12 protein-coding genes are annotated in these 16,471 nt (G+C 42.8%); 8 read left to right on the top strand and 4 right to left on the bottom strand.

The window, feature by feature from the left end; all coding sequences use genetic code 11:
- Nucleotides 1-1,286 precede the first annotated feature (1,286 nt).
- The 4 genes from ACL9RF_RS06155 to ACL9RF_RS06140 all read left to right on the top strand — a co-directional run bounded on the left by ACL9RF_RS06155 (nt 1,287) and on the right by ACL9RF_RS06140 (nt 6,898).
- Entirely contained in the window at nt 1,287-4,505 is a 3,219-nt protein-coding gene (locus ACL9RF_RS06155; RefSeq protein ID WP_422799724.1) for a SusC/RagA family TonB-linked outer membrane protein, read from the top strand.
- 4 nt (nt 4,506-4,509) lie between these two features.
- Nucleotides 4,510-5,865, top strand: a complete 1,356-nt coding sequence (locus ACL9RF_RS06150; protein WP_422799723.1) for a RagB/SusD family nutrient uptake outer membrane protein — start codon at nt 4,510-4,512, stop codon at nt 5,863-5,865.
- A gap of 381 nt (nt 5,866-6,246) precedes the next feature.
- Nucleotides 6,247-6,417 (top strand): hypothetical protein, encoded by a 171-nt coding sequence (locus tag ACL9RF_RS06145; RefSeq protein WP_422799722.1) that lies wholly within the window; start codon nt 6,247-6,249, stop codon nt 6,415-6,417.
- A gap of 1 nt (nt 6,418) precedes the next feature.
- Nucleotides 6,419-6,898, top strand: a complete 480-nt coding sequence (locus tag ACL9RF_RS06140; RefSeq protein ID WP_422799721.1) for a hypothetical protein — start codon at nt 6,419-6,421, stop codon at nt 6,896-6,898.
- Between the two features lie 14 nt (nt 6,899-6,912).
- On the opposite strand, the gene ACL9RF_RS06135 is transcribed toward ACL9RF_RS06140, so the two are convergent.
- Nucleotides 6,913-7,266: a winged helix-turn-helix transcriptional regulator gene (locus ACL9RF_RS06135; RefSeq protein ID WP_422799720.1), complete on the bottom strand. Its 354-nt coding sequence runs from the start codon at nt 7,264-7,266 to the stop codon at nt 6,913-6,915.
- 116 nt (nt 7,267-7,382) lie between these two features.
- Between ACL9RF_RS06135 and ACL9RF_RS06130 the strand changes: the two genes are divergently transcribed.
- Nucleotides 7,383-7,745, top strand: a complete 363-nt coding sequence (locus ACL9RF_RS06130) for a DoxX family protein (protein WP_422799719.1) — start codon at nt 7,383-7,385, stop codon at nt 7,743-7,745.
- A 52-nt stretch (nt 7,746-7,797) separates the two neighbouring features.
- On the opposite strand, the gene ACL9RF_RS06125 is transcribed toward ACL9RF_RS06130, so the two are convergent.
- Entirely contained in the window at nt 7,798-8,706 is a 909-nt protein-coding gene (locus ACL9RF_RS06125; protein WP_422799718.1) for a LysR family transcriptional regulator, read from the bottom strand.
- Nucleotides 8,707-8,799: 93 nt separating this feature from the next.
- Between ACL9RF_RS06125 and ACL9RF_RS06120 the strand changes: the two genes are divergently transcribed.
- On the top strand, nt 8,800-9,450 hold the full coding sequence (locus tag ACL9RF_RS06120; RefSeq protein WP_422799717.1) for an NAD(P)H-dependent oxidoreductase: 651 nt from the start codon (nt 8,800-8,802) through the stop codon (nt 9,448-9,450).
- 281 nt (nt 9,451-9,731) lie between these two features.
- Here the strand turns inward: ACL9RF_RS06120 and ACL9RF_RS06115 are convergent, their stop codons facing one another.
- Both ACL9RF_RS06115 and ACL9RF_RS06110 read right to left on the bottom strand, forming a co-directional pair.
- Entirely contained in the window at nt 9,732-11,534 is a 1,803-nt protein-coding gene (locus tag ACL9RF_RS06115; RefSeq protein WP_422799716.1) for a glycoside hydrolase family 15 protein, read from the bottom strand.
- Nucleotides 11,535-11,563: 29 nt separating this feature from the next.
- Nucleotides 11,564-13,762: a bifunctional alpha,alpha-trehalose-phosphate synthase (UDP-forming)/trehalose-phosphatase gene (locus ACL9RF_RS06110; RefSeq protein WP_422799715.1), complete on the bottom strand. Its 2,199-nt coding sequence runs from the start codon at nt 13,760-13,762 to the stop codon at nt 11,564-11,566.
- 560 nt (nt 13,763-14,322) lie between these two features.
- On the opposite strand from ACL9RF_RS06110, the gene ACL9RF_RS06105 reads away from it, so the two are divergent.
- Both ACL9RF_RS06105 and ACL9RF_RS06100 read left to right on the top strand, forming a co-directional pair.
- Nucleotides 14,323-15,654: an inositol-3-phosphate synthase gene (locus ACL9RF_RS06105; RefSeq protein WP_422799714.1), complete on the top strand. Its 1,332-nt coding sequence runs from the start codon at nt 14,323-14,325 to the stop codon at nt 15,652-15,654.
- 95 nt (nt 15,655-15,749) lie between these two features.
- Nucleotides 15,750-16,469, top strand: coding sequence for a nucleotidyltransferase family protein (locus tag ACL9RF_RS06100; RefSeq protein WP_422799713.1), 720 nt, complete (start codon nt 15,750-15,752; stop codon nt 16,467-16,469).
- Nucleotides 16,470-16,471 lie beyond the last annotated feature (2 nt).

The following is a 16,471-nucleotide window of genomic DNA, read 5'->3' as shown; positions in this document are numbered from 1 at the left end:
CATATTGGAGACAGACTGCATTTACGCGCGTGTAAGCTTCACCTTTCCAACGAATCGAATAGACGCTAAAACGGTGGTTTGTTGGAGGTGGTCTATTTTTATTATTAGACAATTCCGTTCAAATCGTTCTGTTTGCATTTTTTTCAGCTAAAGACGATCGTACAATTGTATTATACGCCTGTACTTTTGGTTAGTTTTTCACTTTCATTATTTCGGAGCGATTCTATGCTAGCTATTTTTTCTATTCCCCTTAGTTTAATGTTTTAAATCTGATAGAACTAACTTTATGGTTTATGCTGTCGGTAAATAATGGCTTCATAAATACAGCCTAAGCAAGGCGTAGAGTTCCCAAAAATACCAGATGGTAAGGATCTTAGGTTTATAGTTGTTATCGATTAGTTATCTTTGATTATCGGATTACGCTGTAAAGAAGGCTAAAATGAAAACTCCATTACTGAATTTAGTTGCTATTGGCAGCCGAAGCACAGACAACCGTAAGCGGCTGTCGAAGTTGTATATAAGGCAGTTTATAAACCGCAGGTAGGCAAGTTTTATTCCGCTAAATTCTAAAATTGGCGTTAGAAAAAAAACGTAAACGTAGTACAGCTACGCTCAACAGCACCAATAAAAGTATTGAAATTTTGTATTTAAAAATTATTAACCATGTAAAATCTACCTAAACTTCTTAGACTCCTCAAACTTACCATTGAAACCGATGAGACCAATGAGACCAAAGAAACCGATGAATGTTTGAAGGTAAAATAGACGAACCCGTATACCGCAAAAATATAATCCAGTATTTTATTTTTGCCCATTTTACGAATAGAATTTAGATACACCTTATAGAATTATGTGTATCGCCATTTGTTATCAATTAAATATATCACCTGCTTTTATTGCCGGAATAAGCAAGTCTTTAAGGCTAAATAAAATTATCCCTCCTTTCTTTGCCGAGTATATGGATCGCTAATTGGCCCAATAATGTAAATAGAAATTGGTTTAAATTATAGCAATAGGGTTTATGTACTGCTACCATTTTACGAATCTTAACGTGTAAACGTCAGGCTGCGAAACAACTGCCGCGGCACTGTAAACAAATCTATGAAGGCCTGTTTTTAAAGGCTTGTAAAAAGATGTAACCGCATTTAATAACTCATTTAAGTCGTAAATACGGAAATCGATAATATCCTAAAACGGAAAAATAGTAGCCGTAAAGGTGCTGATCGTTCCTGTACGTGGAAACCCTGACTTGGCCGTATAAAATTAAGCCGCAAAGGAAAATTATTATGAAGAAAAAAATGAGCATGGGTATGCTGCTGTTTTGTTGTATTTTCTATTGTACTAGCAGCATGGCACAGCAGAAATATATTTACGGGCAGGTCGTAAGTCAGAAAGATCAACAGCCTATAGCCGAGGTTATGGTGCAAGACGTAGCACAAAATACACCCGTGTATACCAACAAAAATGGTTTTTTTACCCTAAAAGTATCCTTGAAAGACAGGTATATACTGCAGTTCCATAAAATGGGATTCGAAGCAAAAACGTTAAGGGTTCCTGCATCGCAGGATTCAGTCAAGGTAAGCCTGCCTATAGCCTTTAGCACTATTGAAGAAGTCCTGATTAATACAGGCTACCAAAAGATGCCCAAAGAACGTGCTACCGGATCTTTTGAACAGGTAGATCGACAGCTGTTTAATCGGCAGATGGGCACAGGTGTATTATCGCGGTTAGATGGTATTATGCCCTCCTTATATTTCGATAAACGTGGGGGTAAAGAAAACAACATGCTACTGCGTGGTGTTGGTAGCGTAGGACTTACGAATATGCGGCCCTTGATTGTGGTCGACAATTTTCCATTTACCGGAGATGTAAATAGTATAAATCCGGCTGACGTCGAAAGTGTTACCTTACTTAAAGATGCGGCAGCAGCCTCCATTTGGGGGGCAAAAGCCGGAAATGGTGTGCTTGTTATCACCACAAAAAGAGGCCGATATAATAGCCTTTGGAAGGTGAATGTGCTAACAAATATCAGCGTCGTGGAAAGAGACAATCTGTACTACCATGCGCAGATGTCGCCAGCCGAATTTATCGAGGTAGAGCGTTTTCTTTTTGATAAAGGAGCTTATAATGCCCTACTAAGAAATTCCAAAGAACATAAACCGGTTACGCCGGTAGTAGCGCTGCTGGTGCAACATCGACAGCAGCAAATTACTGATCAAGAACTGGAAGCGCAGCTTGATAGCTATGGAAATCATGATCTTCGCCAAGACCTGCAACGCTATTTTTACCGTCATGGTATACAGCAACAATATGCATTAGCGCTAACCGGTGGTGCCGAGAAATACAGCGCCCGCTATTCTTTGGGCTACGACAAGAATTTGTATACACAAGTAGGCAATTCTCTACGCCGGTTCACCTTTAGTCTGCAAAATAATTTTCGACCAGTAAAGGGTCTGGAGCTGACAGTAGGCGGGCGCGTTGGTTACTCCTTTACTACGGCGAATGCGTTGAGTAGGCTGCAGCTAACGGATAGGCGCGCGATGTACCCCTATGCTAAGCTTGCCGACGATAGGGGCAATGCACTGGTAGTAGAGCGAGACTATAACAGGCACTACCTGGACTCGGTGGAGAACGATGGGCATTTGCTCGACTGGCGCTTCCGCCCATTAGACGACCGTCATATGCTGGATAACCATAAGGAGCAAACCAATATGCTGCTACATGCACAGCTTAAATACTTGTTTTTTAAAGGACTCACTGCAGAGGTACACTATCAATTCGAAAAGCAACCCGGTATGGAGGTAGCGTTTTTCGGTGAAAATAGTTATTATAGTCGCAACCTCGTAAATCGGTATACCCAACTTAACAGGGCTGCAATCTTTAGACCTATTCCCGTCGGCGGAATACTCGACCGTACACAACATGCTTTACAAGCCCAGTCGCTACGGGGGCAGTTAAATACCGACCTACACCGCGGGAGCCACGGCCTGGTGGCTTTGTTCGGAATGGAAATAAGGCATCAGCAGGAGGAGAGCAACTCAGTACGCTTGTATGGCTACGATCCTGAAACCTTGAGCAGCAGCAATGTCAATTATCAGGATAACTTTCCAATCTATGATAACCTAAGTTGGCCCACCTTTATCCCTGGGGCAAAACCTGAAACCTTGACGGTAAATAGGTTTGTATCTGTCTTTGCGAATGTCTCTTACAGCTACGGTAGTCGCTATATCCTGTCGGGATCTTTGCGCCGTGATGCATCCAATTTGTTTGGTGTAAGTACCAACAACAGGTGGACCCCCTTATGGTCGGTTGGAGCCTTATGGAATATGGCTGCCGAGGATTTTTATGTATTTCCTGAACTGCCGGTATTAAAAATGCGAGCCACGTTTGGCTATAGTGGTAATGCGGCCACAAACCGGCCTGCCATAACCACACTGCGCTATTCGGGTATAAGTACTACAGGGCGCTTTCCCTATGCTAAGGTCAACAATCCGCCAAATCCTACTTTGCACTGGGAGAAGGTTTCGACCTTTAACCTTGCCATGGATTTTGCCCTTACCGGAAATTACCTCTCCGGAAGTATAGCTTATTACCAAAAGACATCAAGAGACTTGATCAGTCAGGTCGATACGGATCCGACAATCGGTATCCGTAGTGTAGCGCTAAATAGCGCCGTTGTGCGCAACAGGGGGGTGGAGCTTACGCTGCAGGCACAGTACCAAAGTGGAAGCCTCGACTGGACGACTAATTTCATGTTATCCCTAAACCGTAATCGGGTGCTGAGGTACCTTAGTGAAGGCCGGTTGCCTGGAAAATGGCCCAGTGTGGGCAATATGATTCTACCTGTTGAAGGGCGTTCTGCCTATCCATTTTTTAGCTTCCGCTGGGGTGGCCTTGATCCTAAAAATGGTAACCCTATCGGTTATGTGAATGGCGAAGCGACGACAGATTATGCTAAGATACGACAAAATACTACCCCTGCGGATCTGGTCTATCACGGCTCGGCACTGCCAACCTGCTTTGGATCGCTGCGACAAACCCTAGCCTGGAAGAACTTATCCCTGTCGGTAAATATCAGCTATCAGGCTGGATATTATTTCCGAAGGGAAACGATAAATTACGAACCACTGCTGTCTGAGGATGCCGAGGTAGGGCATGTGGATTATAGGCAGCGCTGGCAGCAGGAAGGCGATGAGCAGCACACGACGGTGCCGTCGTTAATCTATCCGGCCAACTCGTGGCGAGACCGCTTGTACAAATATGCGGAGCTTACGGCCGAGAGAGGAGATCATATTCGTTTACAGGATATTAACTTCTCTTATATAATCACTGCAGACAAGCCGACGCTTTTACAGCATTGCGGTATAAAAGATTTACAACTTACGCTGTATGCCCGAAATGTAGGTATACTCTGGCGTGCCAATAAATTGGGGCTGGATCCGGAGGTGCAAAGTAATACCCCTCCAGGAAGGATGTGGTCTTTAGGTTTAACCGCTAATTTTTAATGTTATGAAAAGTTTATATGTACTATCAACTGTTGTTATATTGCTATTAGCCGTACGCTGCAGCAGTTTCTTAGATGCCAAGCCTGATGGTAGCTTAGTTTTACCCCATACCTTACGTGATCTTCAAGCTTTATTGGATAATGAGTCTCGCATGCTGGATGGGTATGCGGTAGCCGGCGAAAATGGATCAGATTATTATACACTGGACGATGCCAGCTGGTTGTCGTTGTTTATTGAGCCCCGTAGTACCTACATATGGGCAGAAAACACACAGCAAGGGGGGGATTGGTCGAATGGTTATGAGCGTATATTTTACTGCAATGTAGTACTCGACGAGGTGGATGCTGCAGCTGTAGGCAGCTTAACAGAGCAGCATCGGCAAGCTATAAAAGGAAGCGCATTATTTTTTAGAGGTTTTACATACCTGTCGCTTTCGCAGTTATTTACACCCCCTTATGTATCTAATATGGAGGACTCTCCTTATGGTCTACCCTTAAAAATGCATGCAGATATCCATGAACCCTTACATCGGGCAAGCGTTTTAGAAACCTATACGCATATTCTGAAAGACCTATCTCAGGCGGCAGCGCTTCTCCCCGAGCAGACTGTTGCGGCAGTGCGACCCTCAAAAACAACAGCATATGCCGCCTTGGCACGTTTGCATTTGCAGCTGGGCGACTACAAGTTGGCCTTAGAACAGGTGCAAAAGGTACTTGCCAAACACTCGGAGTTGATAGATTACAATACCTTAGATACGACAGCCGAATTTCCTTTTGCTCGTTTAAATAAGGAGGTCTTGTTACACGCCAGTATGTCGACCTCCAAAGGCATGCTTAAGCCAGATTACGCTTGGGTAGACAGCGCATTGCTAGCGTTATATAGCCCGGATGATTTACGACGGTCGGTGTTATTCCGTAAGGATGGAAATGGTTTTCGATTTAAGGGCTCTATGATACAGCGCTATTCGCCACTCTTTGGAGGTCTTGCCGTGGATGAGATGTACCTTATTGCAGCGGAGTGTCAGGTAAGGTTGGAGCAGGAGGGTGCTGCTCGAGGCATGCTAAACAAACTCCTGGCGACGCGTTGGCGTAGCGGCACCTATATCCCTGTTGGGCTGGAACTTTCAGGACATAAGCTGCTGGCACGTATATTGGAAGAGCGCCGCAAACAGCTCTGCTTTCGTGGAGGCATCCGATGGCCAGACCTACGACGTTTAAACCAAGATCCACAGCTGGCAAAGACATTGTATAGAAACCTGATGGGGAAAACGTATAGTTTAGCGCCAGGTGATAGGCGTTATACTTTTTTAATTCCATATACCGTTATCGCAAAAAATAATTTGATGCAAAATCCAAGGTAAAACGGGCTGTATACAATTGATTTATGAAAAAACGCCTAAGGTGGGGATCCTTAGGCGTCTTTACTAAACTAACCAATTATTAAACTAAATATGAAACTACAGAAATAACGCAATTGCTATGCCTTTATTTTGGGTATAAAGCTAATTTAACAGCCTTTAACAATGCTATGACATTGTCTTGATAATTGCTGCTCTTATGCAGGCTGAGCGCCATGAAAAAATAAAGGAATGGCAGCCTGAGATGTTGTACAGTATCATAAAAGCCCTATAGCGTTGGATAGTTTGTGCCCTAGCCGGGTAACAGCCATAAGTGGTAATAAATTGTTAGTTTTTACTAACAATTATGTTTTGTTTTACTATTTTTGTTTAAACTTATTACATATGGACTACGTTATCGAATTTTTAGAACAGAATAAAAGAAACCTAGAACGAGGCATACGCGATACCGATTTAATGCGCAAGGATATACGGAAAGCAACCCAACAGTTAGGACAAATTAACCAACTAAAGCGGGCAATTAAGATTTTAAAAGTGAAAACGAAAGGATTGTAAGATGAGGGACAACCTGATTTATGCTGCCGAAAAAAGCTGGCAACAGCTTATGATTACGACCAACGAACACTTTATGCGCGGTAACTTTGATGAGGCTCTACCAGGCTATGCGGAGGCGCTGCAACAAGCGGAATTTCTGAACAGATATGCTAAGCACTGCAAAAAACTCCACATTCCTTTTATGCAGGTTTTTATTATTTCCTGTACTAACCTGGCAAATACCTATGCAGAAACTGGTGATATAGAAAATACGGAACGCCTGTTATTACGTTCCATCTACTACCTGTTGGATTTGTCAGCCAATCAAATGATGGATGAAAATGAAATCCAATCTGAACTAAAAAAAGCCCTGGCCGGATATTTCGATTTTTTACACACACATCCCAAAGCTACAGCTAAGTCTGAAAAGATTACCAGAATTATAGACACCATACGAAGCCACTTTCATACCGCCGCAATACCAAATTTAGCCTGGAAGTGAGCCCGTACATAGCCCTATTTAGCTGTAATTTTTTCGCGGTGTTTTTTACCCCAGTCGCCCAGGGCAATAAGGACGGTGCTTAAGGTAGTCGCATAGGCTGTGGGTTGATATTCAATACTAACCGGCGTACTATCGGTATGCACCAAACGCTTTACCAGGCTGTTTAACTCCAACTGTTTAAGTTCATTGGATAATACCCGCGCTGATATACCCTTAATCGTACGTTGCAAATCATTAAAGCGAATATGTCCGCTCAATAAAGCGGTTATAATCCGCAATTTCCATTTGCCCCCAATTACATAAAGCGCATCTTCTACCGATGCTAAATGGCCAGAACATTGCGCTCCATTAAAGGCTATTTTGTCCATAAATTTTAATCTTTAAACCCTGTACTAACCCAAATGTTACTACTAACCTTTTGTATAGTACTAATAATTGGATAGTAAATATACCTAGATTTGTCGCTATAAACATAAAATAAAAAATGAAAGCAACAAAAATCACCTATTACCTAACCACTGTATTGTTATCGCTGTTAATGGTATTTTCGGCATACAGTTATCTTACTAAACCCGAGCTTAAGGAAGGTTTTCAGCATTTAGGTTTCCCCGATTATTTCCGTATCGAGTTAGCGCTGGCCAAACTTCTGGCTGCTATAGGTTTATGGATTCCAAACCATTTTATTAAAGACACGGCCTATATTGGTTTATCCATTTCTTTTATCTCGGCCGCCATAGCACATGCAGCATCCGGCGACCCCCTGTCGGCAGTTATTGCACCACTCGTAATCTTTGTGCTGCTGCTGGCATCGTTTTTTAGTCGCAACAAGCTATATGCCTCCAACTAATGGAGACCATTCCTGCAAGACTCTTGGCAAAAGCAATAGTCTTGCAGGCAGCTTACACGGATAAAGGTACCAATTGCTGGTACGATTCGATAAATATCTCCTCCAACTGTTGAACCTCATCCTTAAACAAAAATGCGCTTCTTTTGCCTAAAAAAAGTGGTTTTTCATAAGACTGATATCCCTGCCACAAAGGGATAATATCGCCATTTTTTATAGCATCATTGCAAAGAAAATCGGGAAGTACAGCCAAGCCTTCACCAATAGATAAGCAACGATTGATGGAAAATTTATTGGGTACAATAAAGTTGGGTACAAAATCCGGGCGGCTATTAAAGTTTATTTCCCAGAATCTATTAAGGACCTCCATATCTGCCGCCGTAGCATACCAGCGCTGGCCTTTTAACCACTGTTGTAATTTCCTCGTATTGGCAGTTTGAAAATCACGAATATCCGTATGTTTTCCGGCAGCGAGAATAAGTTTTTCCATGCCCAGTGCTGTAAATTCAAGCCCCTTTTTTGCTCTTGTTTTACCCGTTAACACAAGATCCAGGGCCCCCTGTTCCAAGCGTTGCAACAAAACAGCATCGCTATCAAACTGTATACTCAGGTTAAAATTCAAAAAAGGGATATGCTTTTCCAAGATCTGCTGAAAAGTCTCTACACACATGCCAATAGCTACGGTAGCTTTATGCGGACCGCCTTTTTTCTGGAAGCGCATTTCAATATCCAGCAGGCAATCTAAGGCGCCAAAAAGCTGCTGATACAGCAGTTTCCCCCTTTCCGTAGGGATCATTTTTCGCGCCGTACGCTCGAAGAGCGGAAAACCCGTGTACAACTCTAGGGCATTTAAATGTAAACCCACCCCAGGCTGAGAAATATGCAATGCCTTGGCGGCACCACTCATGGTACCCAATTCGTACACCATTCTAAACGTCCTAAACCATTCTAAATTCCCTTGCATCTCTAATAAATATTATACATAATGTAAAGTTATGTTATTTTTATTATAATATAATGCGAGCTAATTTTGTTTTACATTTTAAAAATAAGAAAGATGAAAAATATTTTTATACTCAATGGCGGGCAAAAATTTGCGCATTCAGGAGGAAGGCTTAACCAAACATTGGTCGATTTGGATACACAATTTTTCACGGAGGAACAAGGTTTTAAGGTACGATTTACGGATATAAACAGCGAGTTTAATCCAGAGCAGGAGGTAGAAAATTATGTGTGGGCCGATGTGGTAATATACCATTTCCCGGTATGGTGGTTCTCCATGCCCTATCGCCTGAAGAAATACATAGACTTGGTATTCACGGCAGGGCACCGGAAAGGGATGTATTACAGCGATGGTAGAAAAAAGGAAAATCCCGATTCTAGTTACGGTACTGGCGGTATGTTGCAAGGGCGTAGCTATATGGTAACGACCACATGGAATGCGCCAGAGGCTGCATTCACGCATCCTGGAGAGTTTTTTAATCAAACCAGTGTTGACGATGGTATACTATTTGGCTTCCACCGTATGAATGCCTTTTTGGCCCTCGAAAGAATAAAGGGTATCCATTTCCATGATGTAGAGAAAAATGTCACGCAGGAACGTATAGAGCGTTATAAAAAGCTTTATTTGGATCATCTATCGGCTAATTTTCTGCCAGCTAAACCGGTCAATGAAAACAGCACAGCAGCGATATATTGCCAACAGTAGCCTATTTTTCGCGGTATAGGACGGGCAGTAGTAATTGCGTGTACCCTCGAAAACATATTAGCATATGTAAGAAGAAAACACGCTGGAGATTAGAAAAAACAAAGATGCCTTTTGCTATGCACAGCGCCAGTATGCTGCCCTAATAAGTAATCGCAGTAAAAAATATTGGCTCCCTAACCCTTAAAATTCAGCGGGAGCCAATTATAGCCTGATCTAAACATCGCGCAGCTAACGTAATAAAAACCGCGTTTCGCTAAAAAAGCAGCCATTTAACCGTTAAGCTATTCATAAAGCCCATCAAAGAAGGTTGGGTTATCCAGTTTAGTGCCGATACGATAGGCAGCATTTACCAAGCCTACATGGCTATACGCCTGCGGGAAATTGCCCCATTGGCTACCATCTTGATCATCTACATCCTCTGAAAATAACATCAAATCATTAGCAAAAGCCAGCAACTCCTTAAATACAGCTTTCGCCTCCTCAAGACGTCCCACACAAGCTAAAGCCTCCACATACCAAAATGCACACACCAAAAATGTAGATTTAGGCTTTCCGAAATCGTCAGTATGAAGGTAACGGTAAAACAAGCCATGCTCGCCCTTGAGTTCCTTTTCGAGCTCCTGAAGATGTTTTTTAGCCTTATCACTCTGTGGATCGAGGTAATTCATCATAATAAGCTGTAGGGTAGAAGCATCCAAATGTGCACTGCCCACAGCATGCGCGTAGACAGCACGTTTTGGATCGAAGCAGTTTTCGATATGCGCACTAGCCTTGGCACGCAATCTTTCGGCTTGTTCAATAATAGCGGTGAAACCATATTGCTTACCAATTTTTAAGGCAGCAGAAGCGCCAGCCCACTGGAAAAGGTTGGAGTAACAGTGCTGGTTTTCAAAATTCCGAAACTCCCAAATTCCAGCATCCGCTTCATCGATTGTGCTCTCAATTTTCTGCAAGATAAAGTTCGTCCATTCTTCGGCGATATGCACATTTTGGTACCTAAATCTATAGTCTGTAAACAAGGGCAGTAAGGCAACCAATGCCTGCCCGTAAACATCATTTTGTATATGTTCAAACGCTTGATTGCCTAAGCGTATGGGTTTATTACCCTGGTAGCCATCCAAGTGATCCAATAAAGATTCCGTAAGTCGACTTTTACCCATAATACCATACAAAGGCTGCAACCTCCCCGCATCAGTCTGTGTAATCTGGGCAATATAAGAAGCATAACGTTCCATTTCTTCAAAATGACCAATATGACTTAAAGCCGTAAGCACATAATAGCTATCTCGGAGCCAGCAATAGCGGTAATCCCAGTTGCGGCCCGAGCCCGGAAATTCGGGTAAAGCCATGGTACTGGCTGCAATTATGGCGCCTGTATCCTCATACTGGTGCAACTTAAGCACCAATGCCGAGCGAATAACCTCCCTTTGGTAAAAAGCAGGTATGGAAGCCTCTTTCACCCAGTGCTGCCAATATTTTTTAGTCCGCAAAAGGAAATCCTCTGCGGTACGTTCTATAGGCGCTTCAAAGGGCGTACCATAGGTTAATATCAGGTAAATTGTTCTGTCCAAAACAATAGGCATATTATCAAAAAAATGACTTATCGGCATATTTGTGGCGAGGCGCATTTTAACATCCCCCTTCACAAACTCGATATGGTTGCTACCGCGATATTTAGCGAATTTCGATCCCCCATAGTCAAGCACCGGTTCGCAGCGCACCTTAATTTTAGGGTGCCCCTCCACAGGCTCCACCTTACGAATCAACATTAAAGGCTTATAATAGCGCTCATACTGCTCAAACCGGGGTGCAAAGTCCGTAATCTTATAACTACCATCCTCCGAGGTTATCGTTGTAGTTAAAATATTCGTATTCTCCAGGTAAGCTTGTTGACTCTGTGTAATCTCCTTGGGTGGAAGAATGGAGAACTGGCCACCCTGCTGTTTATCCAACAAACCACCGAAGATAAAGCTATCCTCAAAGCTAGGCCAGCATAACCAATTGATATTACTATTTTTTTCTACATGCGCTATAAAGGCGCAGTTTCCAATTATACCACTGTCGTACGTATGTCTTTTCTTCATTGGGTCACTATTTACATAAATTTAGAAGCCTATTCAGCATCTATATTGTTTACAAAAAAGTTCAATACACTAAGCGCCTGCTGCTGATTCTCCACAAAGTACCGCGCTGCCGTCTTTTTGTTACCCACCTTTACGGTAAGAGCCTCCGCAGGCAGCTCCTGAAACATATCCTCGTCGGTAATATCATCGCCCATTGCAAAAATAAAATCAGGGTTAAACATGGCAATAATATCCTTTGCCGCTTTACCCTTGTTTACCTCACCACTTTTAATCTCTATCACCTGGTCGCCATGCAATAAATGCAAAGCATAATGTTGCAGCAAGTAACGTAAGTTGTCGGCAAGCTCATGCGCACGTTGCGTACCCAGACCCGCCTGCACTTTTCGATAATGCCAAGCGAGGGAGTATGTTTTTTCCTCTATTAAAGACCCAACCGTGCGAAAGGTAAATTTCTCCAGCACATGCTGAATGGGTATTTTCCAGCGCGTAGAAATATCCTTTTTACTATGCCAACTATAGTCGGGATAATTCTGCCATGCACCATGTTCAGCCACCACAAAATACCCCTTCTGTGCAAACCAAGCATCCATTGTTTCCATTGGTCTACCACTAATAATGATCAATAAATTTTTCGGATCGGCCTTTAACGTTGTCAGCATCTCATACAAGCCGTTACCCGGCGAAGCCGCCATGGCATCGTTTTTAAAATCCACCAATGTACCATCATAATCCAGCAGAAATAACCGTCTATTACTGTTTTTAAACTGCAGTAAAAACTCCTGTTGATGCGAGGCACTAATTTTGCGCGAAAGCTCCCTTTTCTGCTGTAACTTCACCTCATGCAAAGTTTTTAGAAATAACTTTACCCAATGCTGAATATTAAACTTACGTACAATCTGCAGGTTTTCGTCCATCCGTTGGCGCTGTTCGTCCTCTGGCATTTCTATGGCTCTTTTCAGGGCCTCTCGAATTTGCGCTGTAGCATTCGGGTTAACAATCAGCGCACCCGTTAATTCTTTAGCCGCACCAGCAAGCTCGCTAAGTATCAATACACCTGTATCCGTCTCCTTACTAGCGACATACTCCTTACTAACCAAATTCATGCCGTCGCGCAGGGGGGTAACCAAACACACATCCGCCGCCAGGTAGAGTGCAGAAAGCTCCTCCTCGGGAAAGGAATTATAAAAATACGCAATAGGAAGCCACTCATTGTCGCCATACACCGCATTAATATGGCCCACCCTACGATCGATATCATCGCGCAGCGACATATATTGCGGCACACTATCCCGCGAGGGCACCACCAACATATAAAGCACCACCTTTCCATATAAGTCCGGGTACGATGTGAGTAAGCTTTCATACGCTTCCAGGCGCTCTATAATACCCTTACTATAATCCAAACGGTCGATACTCAAAATAAATTTGTTATCCGCATATTGACTTCGAATCTCTTTTGCACGCTGCCTTATTGAATCCGATTGGGAGAGTTTATTAAACTTTTCATAATCTATACCCATCGGAAAAACATCGGTATAAACACTACGGCCATCCATCTGTATGGAATTATTACGTACCGGCACACCCAAGATATGCGTGCAGGAGTAGAAGAAATGAAGTGTATCGTTGTAGGTATGAAAACCAATTAAATCGGCACCTAAAACCCCTTTTAGCAGCTCATCCTTCCAGGGGATATTTCGGAAAACCTCATCCGCCGGAAAAGGGATATGCTGAAAGTAACCGATACTAGATGCAGGCGCATAATTTCGAATCATCTGTGGCAGAAGCATTAGCTGGTAATCATGTATCCAAATATTATCTGCCGAGGTAAGGTTTAAGCTATGCGCAACGGCAGCGAACTTTTCGTTCACCTGCTGGTACAATTCCCAATAGCTACTATTGTACTGCGCATAAGAAGGTCGATAATGAAAAATAGGCCATAATATTTCATTAGAAAAGCCCTCATAATAACCCTGTATCTCCTCCTCCGTCAAAAATATAGGCACCAGATTATGGGGTTTTAAGAGCGCCGTTATTTGCTCCGCCTCCGCCTCATCATTGGGTACAATACCCGGCCAGCCTACCCATACGTTTCCATTGAGTTTATAAACCGACCCCAACCCTGTTGCAAGTCCGCCCTCACTCGGGATACAAATTAAGTCGTTATTGTGGCGTTCGATTCGAATAGGTAAGCGATTTGAAATAATAATAGTTCTATTTTTGAGCATATAAACATGTTTTTTAGCGGAACAATGATGTATGTAGCAGCGGTTCCAGTGCTTTTTAAAGTGTAGTACTTAAAGAACACAAGCAAATCAAAATGGTTTATAATTTTTTGAAAAATATAAGAAGCGCTAAAATGCATTAGCACCCTGCTGCACCCCACAGCAGCCCCACAGCGCCAGGAGCAGCCTATCTATACATATGCACTTTTACCTGAGCCGATATTTCATGCATCTACAAACGAAAATAAAACAAATATTAAACCGGATATTTTTCTTATTTGTTGCATAAATTATTAATAATAGATAAATTAACATTTTAATTACACAATGCTAGGTTATGTTCCGAATAAGCAGGCCTACCTAGAATTAAACCTAAATAGGGCAGGATGATGGTCTCTTTATTTCAACTATAGAAGCATTGCGGATGTAATCCATCTGTCATTTTTATTATTTTTACTTTTGACCTATTGACTTCTTTGGTCTAAAGTTTAATATTTGTTCTCAATCAAATTTAAAATACAGTTCAATAACTAAACTAGAACAACTAAAGTCTACTAAAAAACATGGAGAAAAATGTAAAACCAGCTGTAGGTAAATTGGGCATCTTAATGCCAGGTTTGGGCGCTGTGGCGACAACGCTTATTGCCGGAGTAGCCGCTATTAATAAAGGATTATCGCAGCCTATAGGCTCGGTATCGCAGATGAGCCGTATTCGCTTAGGCAAGCGTACCGACGATAGGAATCCATTGATTAAAGACTTTGTGCCGCTTGCTAAATTGGAAGATATCGTTTTTGGTGGCTGGGATGTATACGCCGATAATGTGTACGAGGCAGCCTCAAATGCTAGGGTATTGGAGCAGGCTCAGTTGGATAGCGTAAAAGAAGTGTTGGAGGGAATACAGCCTATGAAGGCCGTATTTGACCCCAATTTTGTTAAAAACCTGGATGGCACGCATATTAAAAGCGAAAACACACGCCGTGAGTTGGTAGAAGCCGTTCGCCAGGATATTCGTGCATTTAAAGAGCAGAATGGTTTAGATCGTGTCGTAATTGTATGGTGTGGATCTACGGAGAAGTACATCGAATCGGAGGAGATTTTTTCGAGCTTAGCGAAATTAGAGGATGCTTTTGATCGCAACGATCAACAGATTCCACCAAGTATGGTTTATTGTTATGCCGCTTTACAAGAGGGTGTTCCTTATGTTAACGGTGCGCCGAATCTTACCTGTGATGTGCCTGCCATTGTGGAGCTTGCGCTGGAGCGGGGTGTGCCTATTGCCGGTAAGGATTTTAAAACCGGTCAAACTTTGATGAAAACAATAGTTGCTCCAGGCTTGCAAGCGCGTGCACTTGGTGTGGAAGGATGGTTCTCGACAAATATTTTAGGCAACCGTGATGGTTTGGTTTTAGATAATCCGGATAACTTTAAAACCAAGGAGGTTTCTAAATTGTCTGTTTTGGAGGAGATATTAAATGCCGAGAAAAATCCGGAATTGTATGGTGATTTATACCATAAAGTACGCATTAACTACTATCCACCGCATGGTGACAACAAAGAATCGTGGGACAATATTGATATCTTCGGTTGGTTGGGGTATAAAATGCAGATCAAAATCAATTTCTTGTGTCGTGATTCGATCTTAGCGGCGCCTATAGTTTTAGATTTAGCTTTATTTATAGATTTAGCACAGCGTGCTGAGCTTTCGGGTGTACAAGAGTGGCTTTCCTTTTACTTGAAAGCACCGCAGACGGCGCCGGGTTTACCTGCCGAGCATGATATCTTTAAACAGCTTATGAAATTGCAAAATACCTTACGCCATATTATGGGAGAGGATTTAATAACTCACTTGGGTTTAGATTATTACCAAGAGCTTATTGAGACGATTCAATCGTAGCCCAATTTAAGGACGTATAGTATGGCCTGGCCTTGTTTAATAAGGGCCAGGCTTGTAATTTTGTTTATATCTGCTATAACACTAATTTTTAAACTATGGAATTTGCCATTATTGCTGCTGGCGAAGGGTCGCGTTTAAGGGAGGAAGGATTGGCCGTTCCAAAACCGATGCTGCCATTGCTGGGGATACCTATGATTGAGCGACTGATTACCATATTTGCCCATCAGGGTGCCACATGTGTTCATGTGCTTATCAACGGCCAAACGCCCGCTTTAAAGGATTATTTAAATGCGACAATGTTTGCCGTGCCTGTTCGGGTGTCTGTACAGGATACCTTAAGTTCTTTACATAGCTTGGAGGTTTTAACGCAGCAAAACCCAGATTGGGAGTCCTGTGTGGTGACGACGACGGATACGGTATTTTTAGAACAGGACTTTTCCAATTACTTGGCAGGCTTTCGGGCATCGCCTGATAGTGACGCTTATATGGGCGTTACCCCGTTTGTGGACGATGAAAGCCCGTTATTTGTGGCGGTAGATTCGGAATTGCAGGTACGTGGTTTTTACGATTTGCAGGATGCCGATGCAGCAGGATCTGCAGCTTATGTATCCGCCGGCATATATGGTTTACGTAGGGAAGCACTTGCAGCCGTTTATCCTTGTGTTGCCTCGGGAATTAGCCGTATGCGCAACTACCAGCGCAGCCTTTTAACGGCTGGGCTGCAGGTAAAAGCCCATGTTTTTGGTAAAGTTGTGGATGTAGATCATGTTTATGACATGACTACGGCAGAAGAATTTTTGAAAACCGAAAGTTAGCG

This window comes from Sphingobacterium sp. Mn56C (genome assembly GCF_049319645.1).
GTDB lineage: Bacteria > Bacteroidota > Bacteroidia > Sphingobacteriales > Sphingobacteriaceae > Sphingobacterium.
Note: the sequence above shows the minus strand (reverse complement) of the source record. Positions and strands in the feature narration are given on the sequence as shown.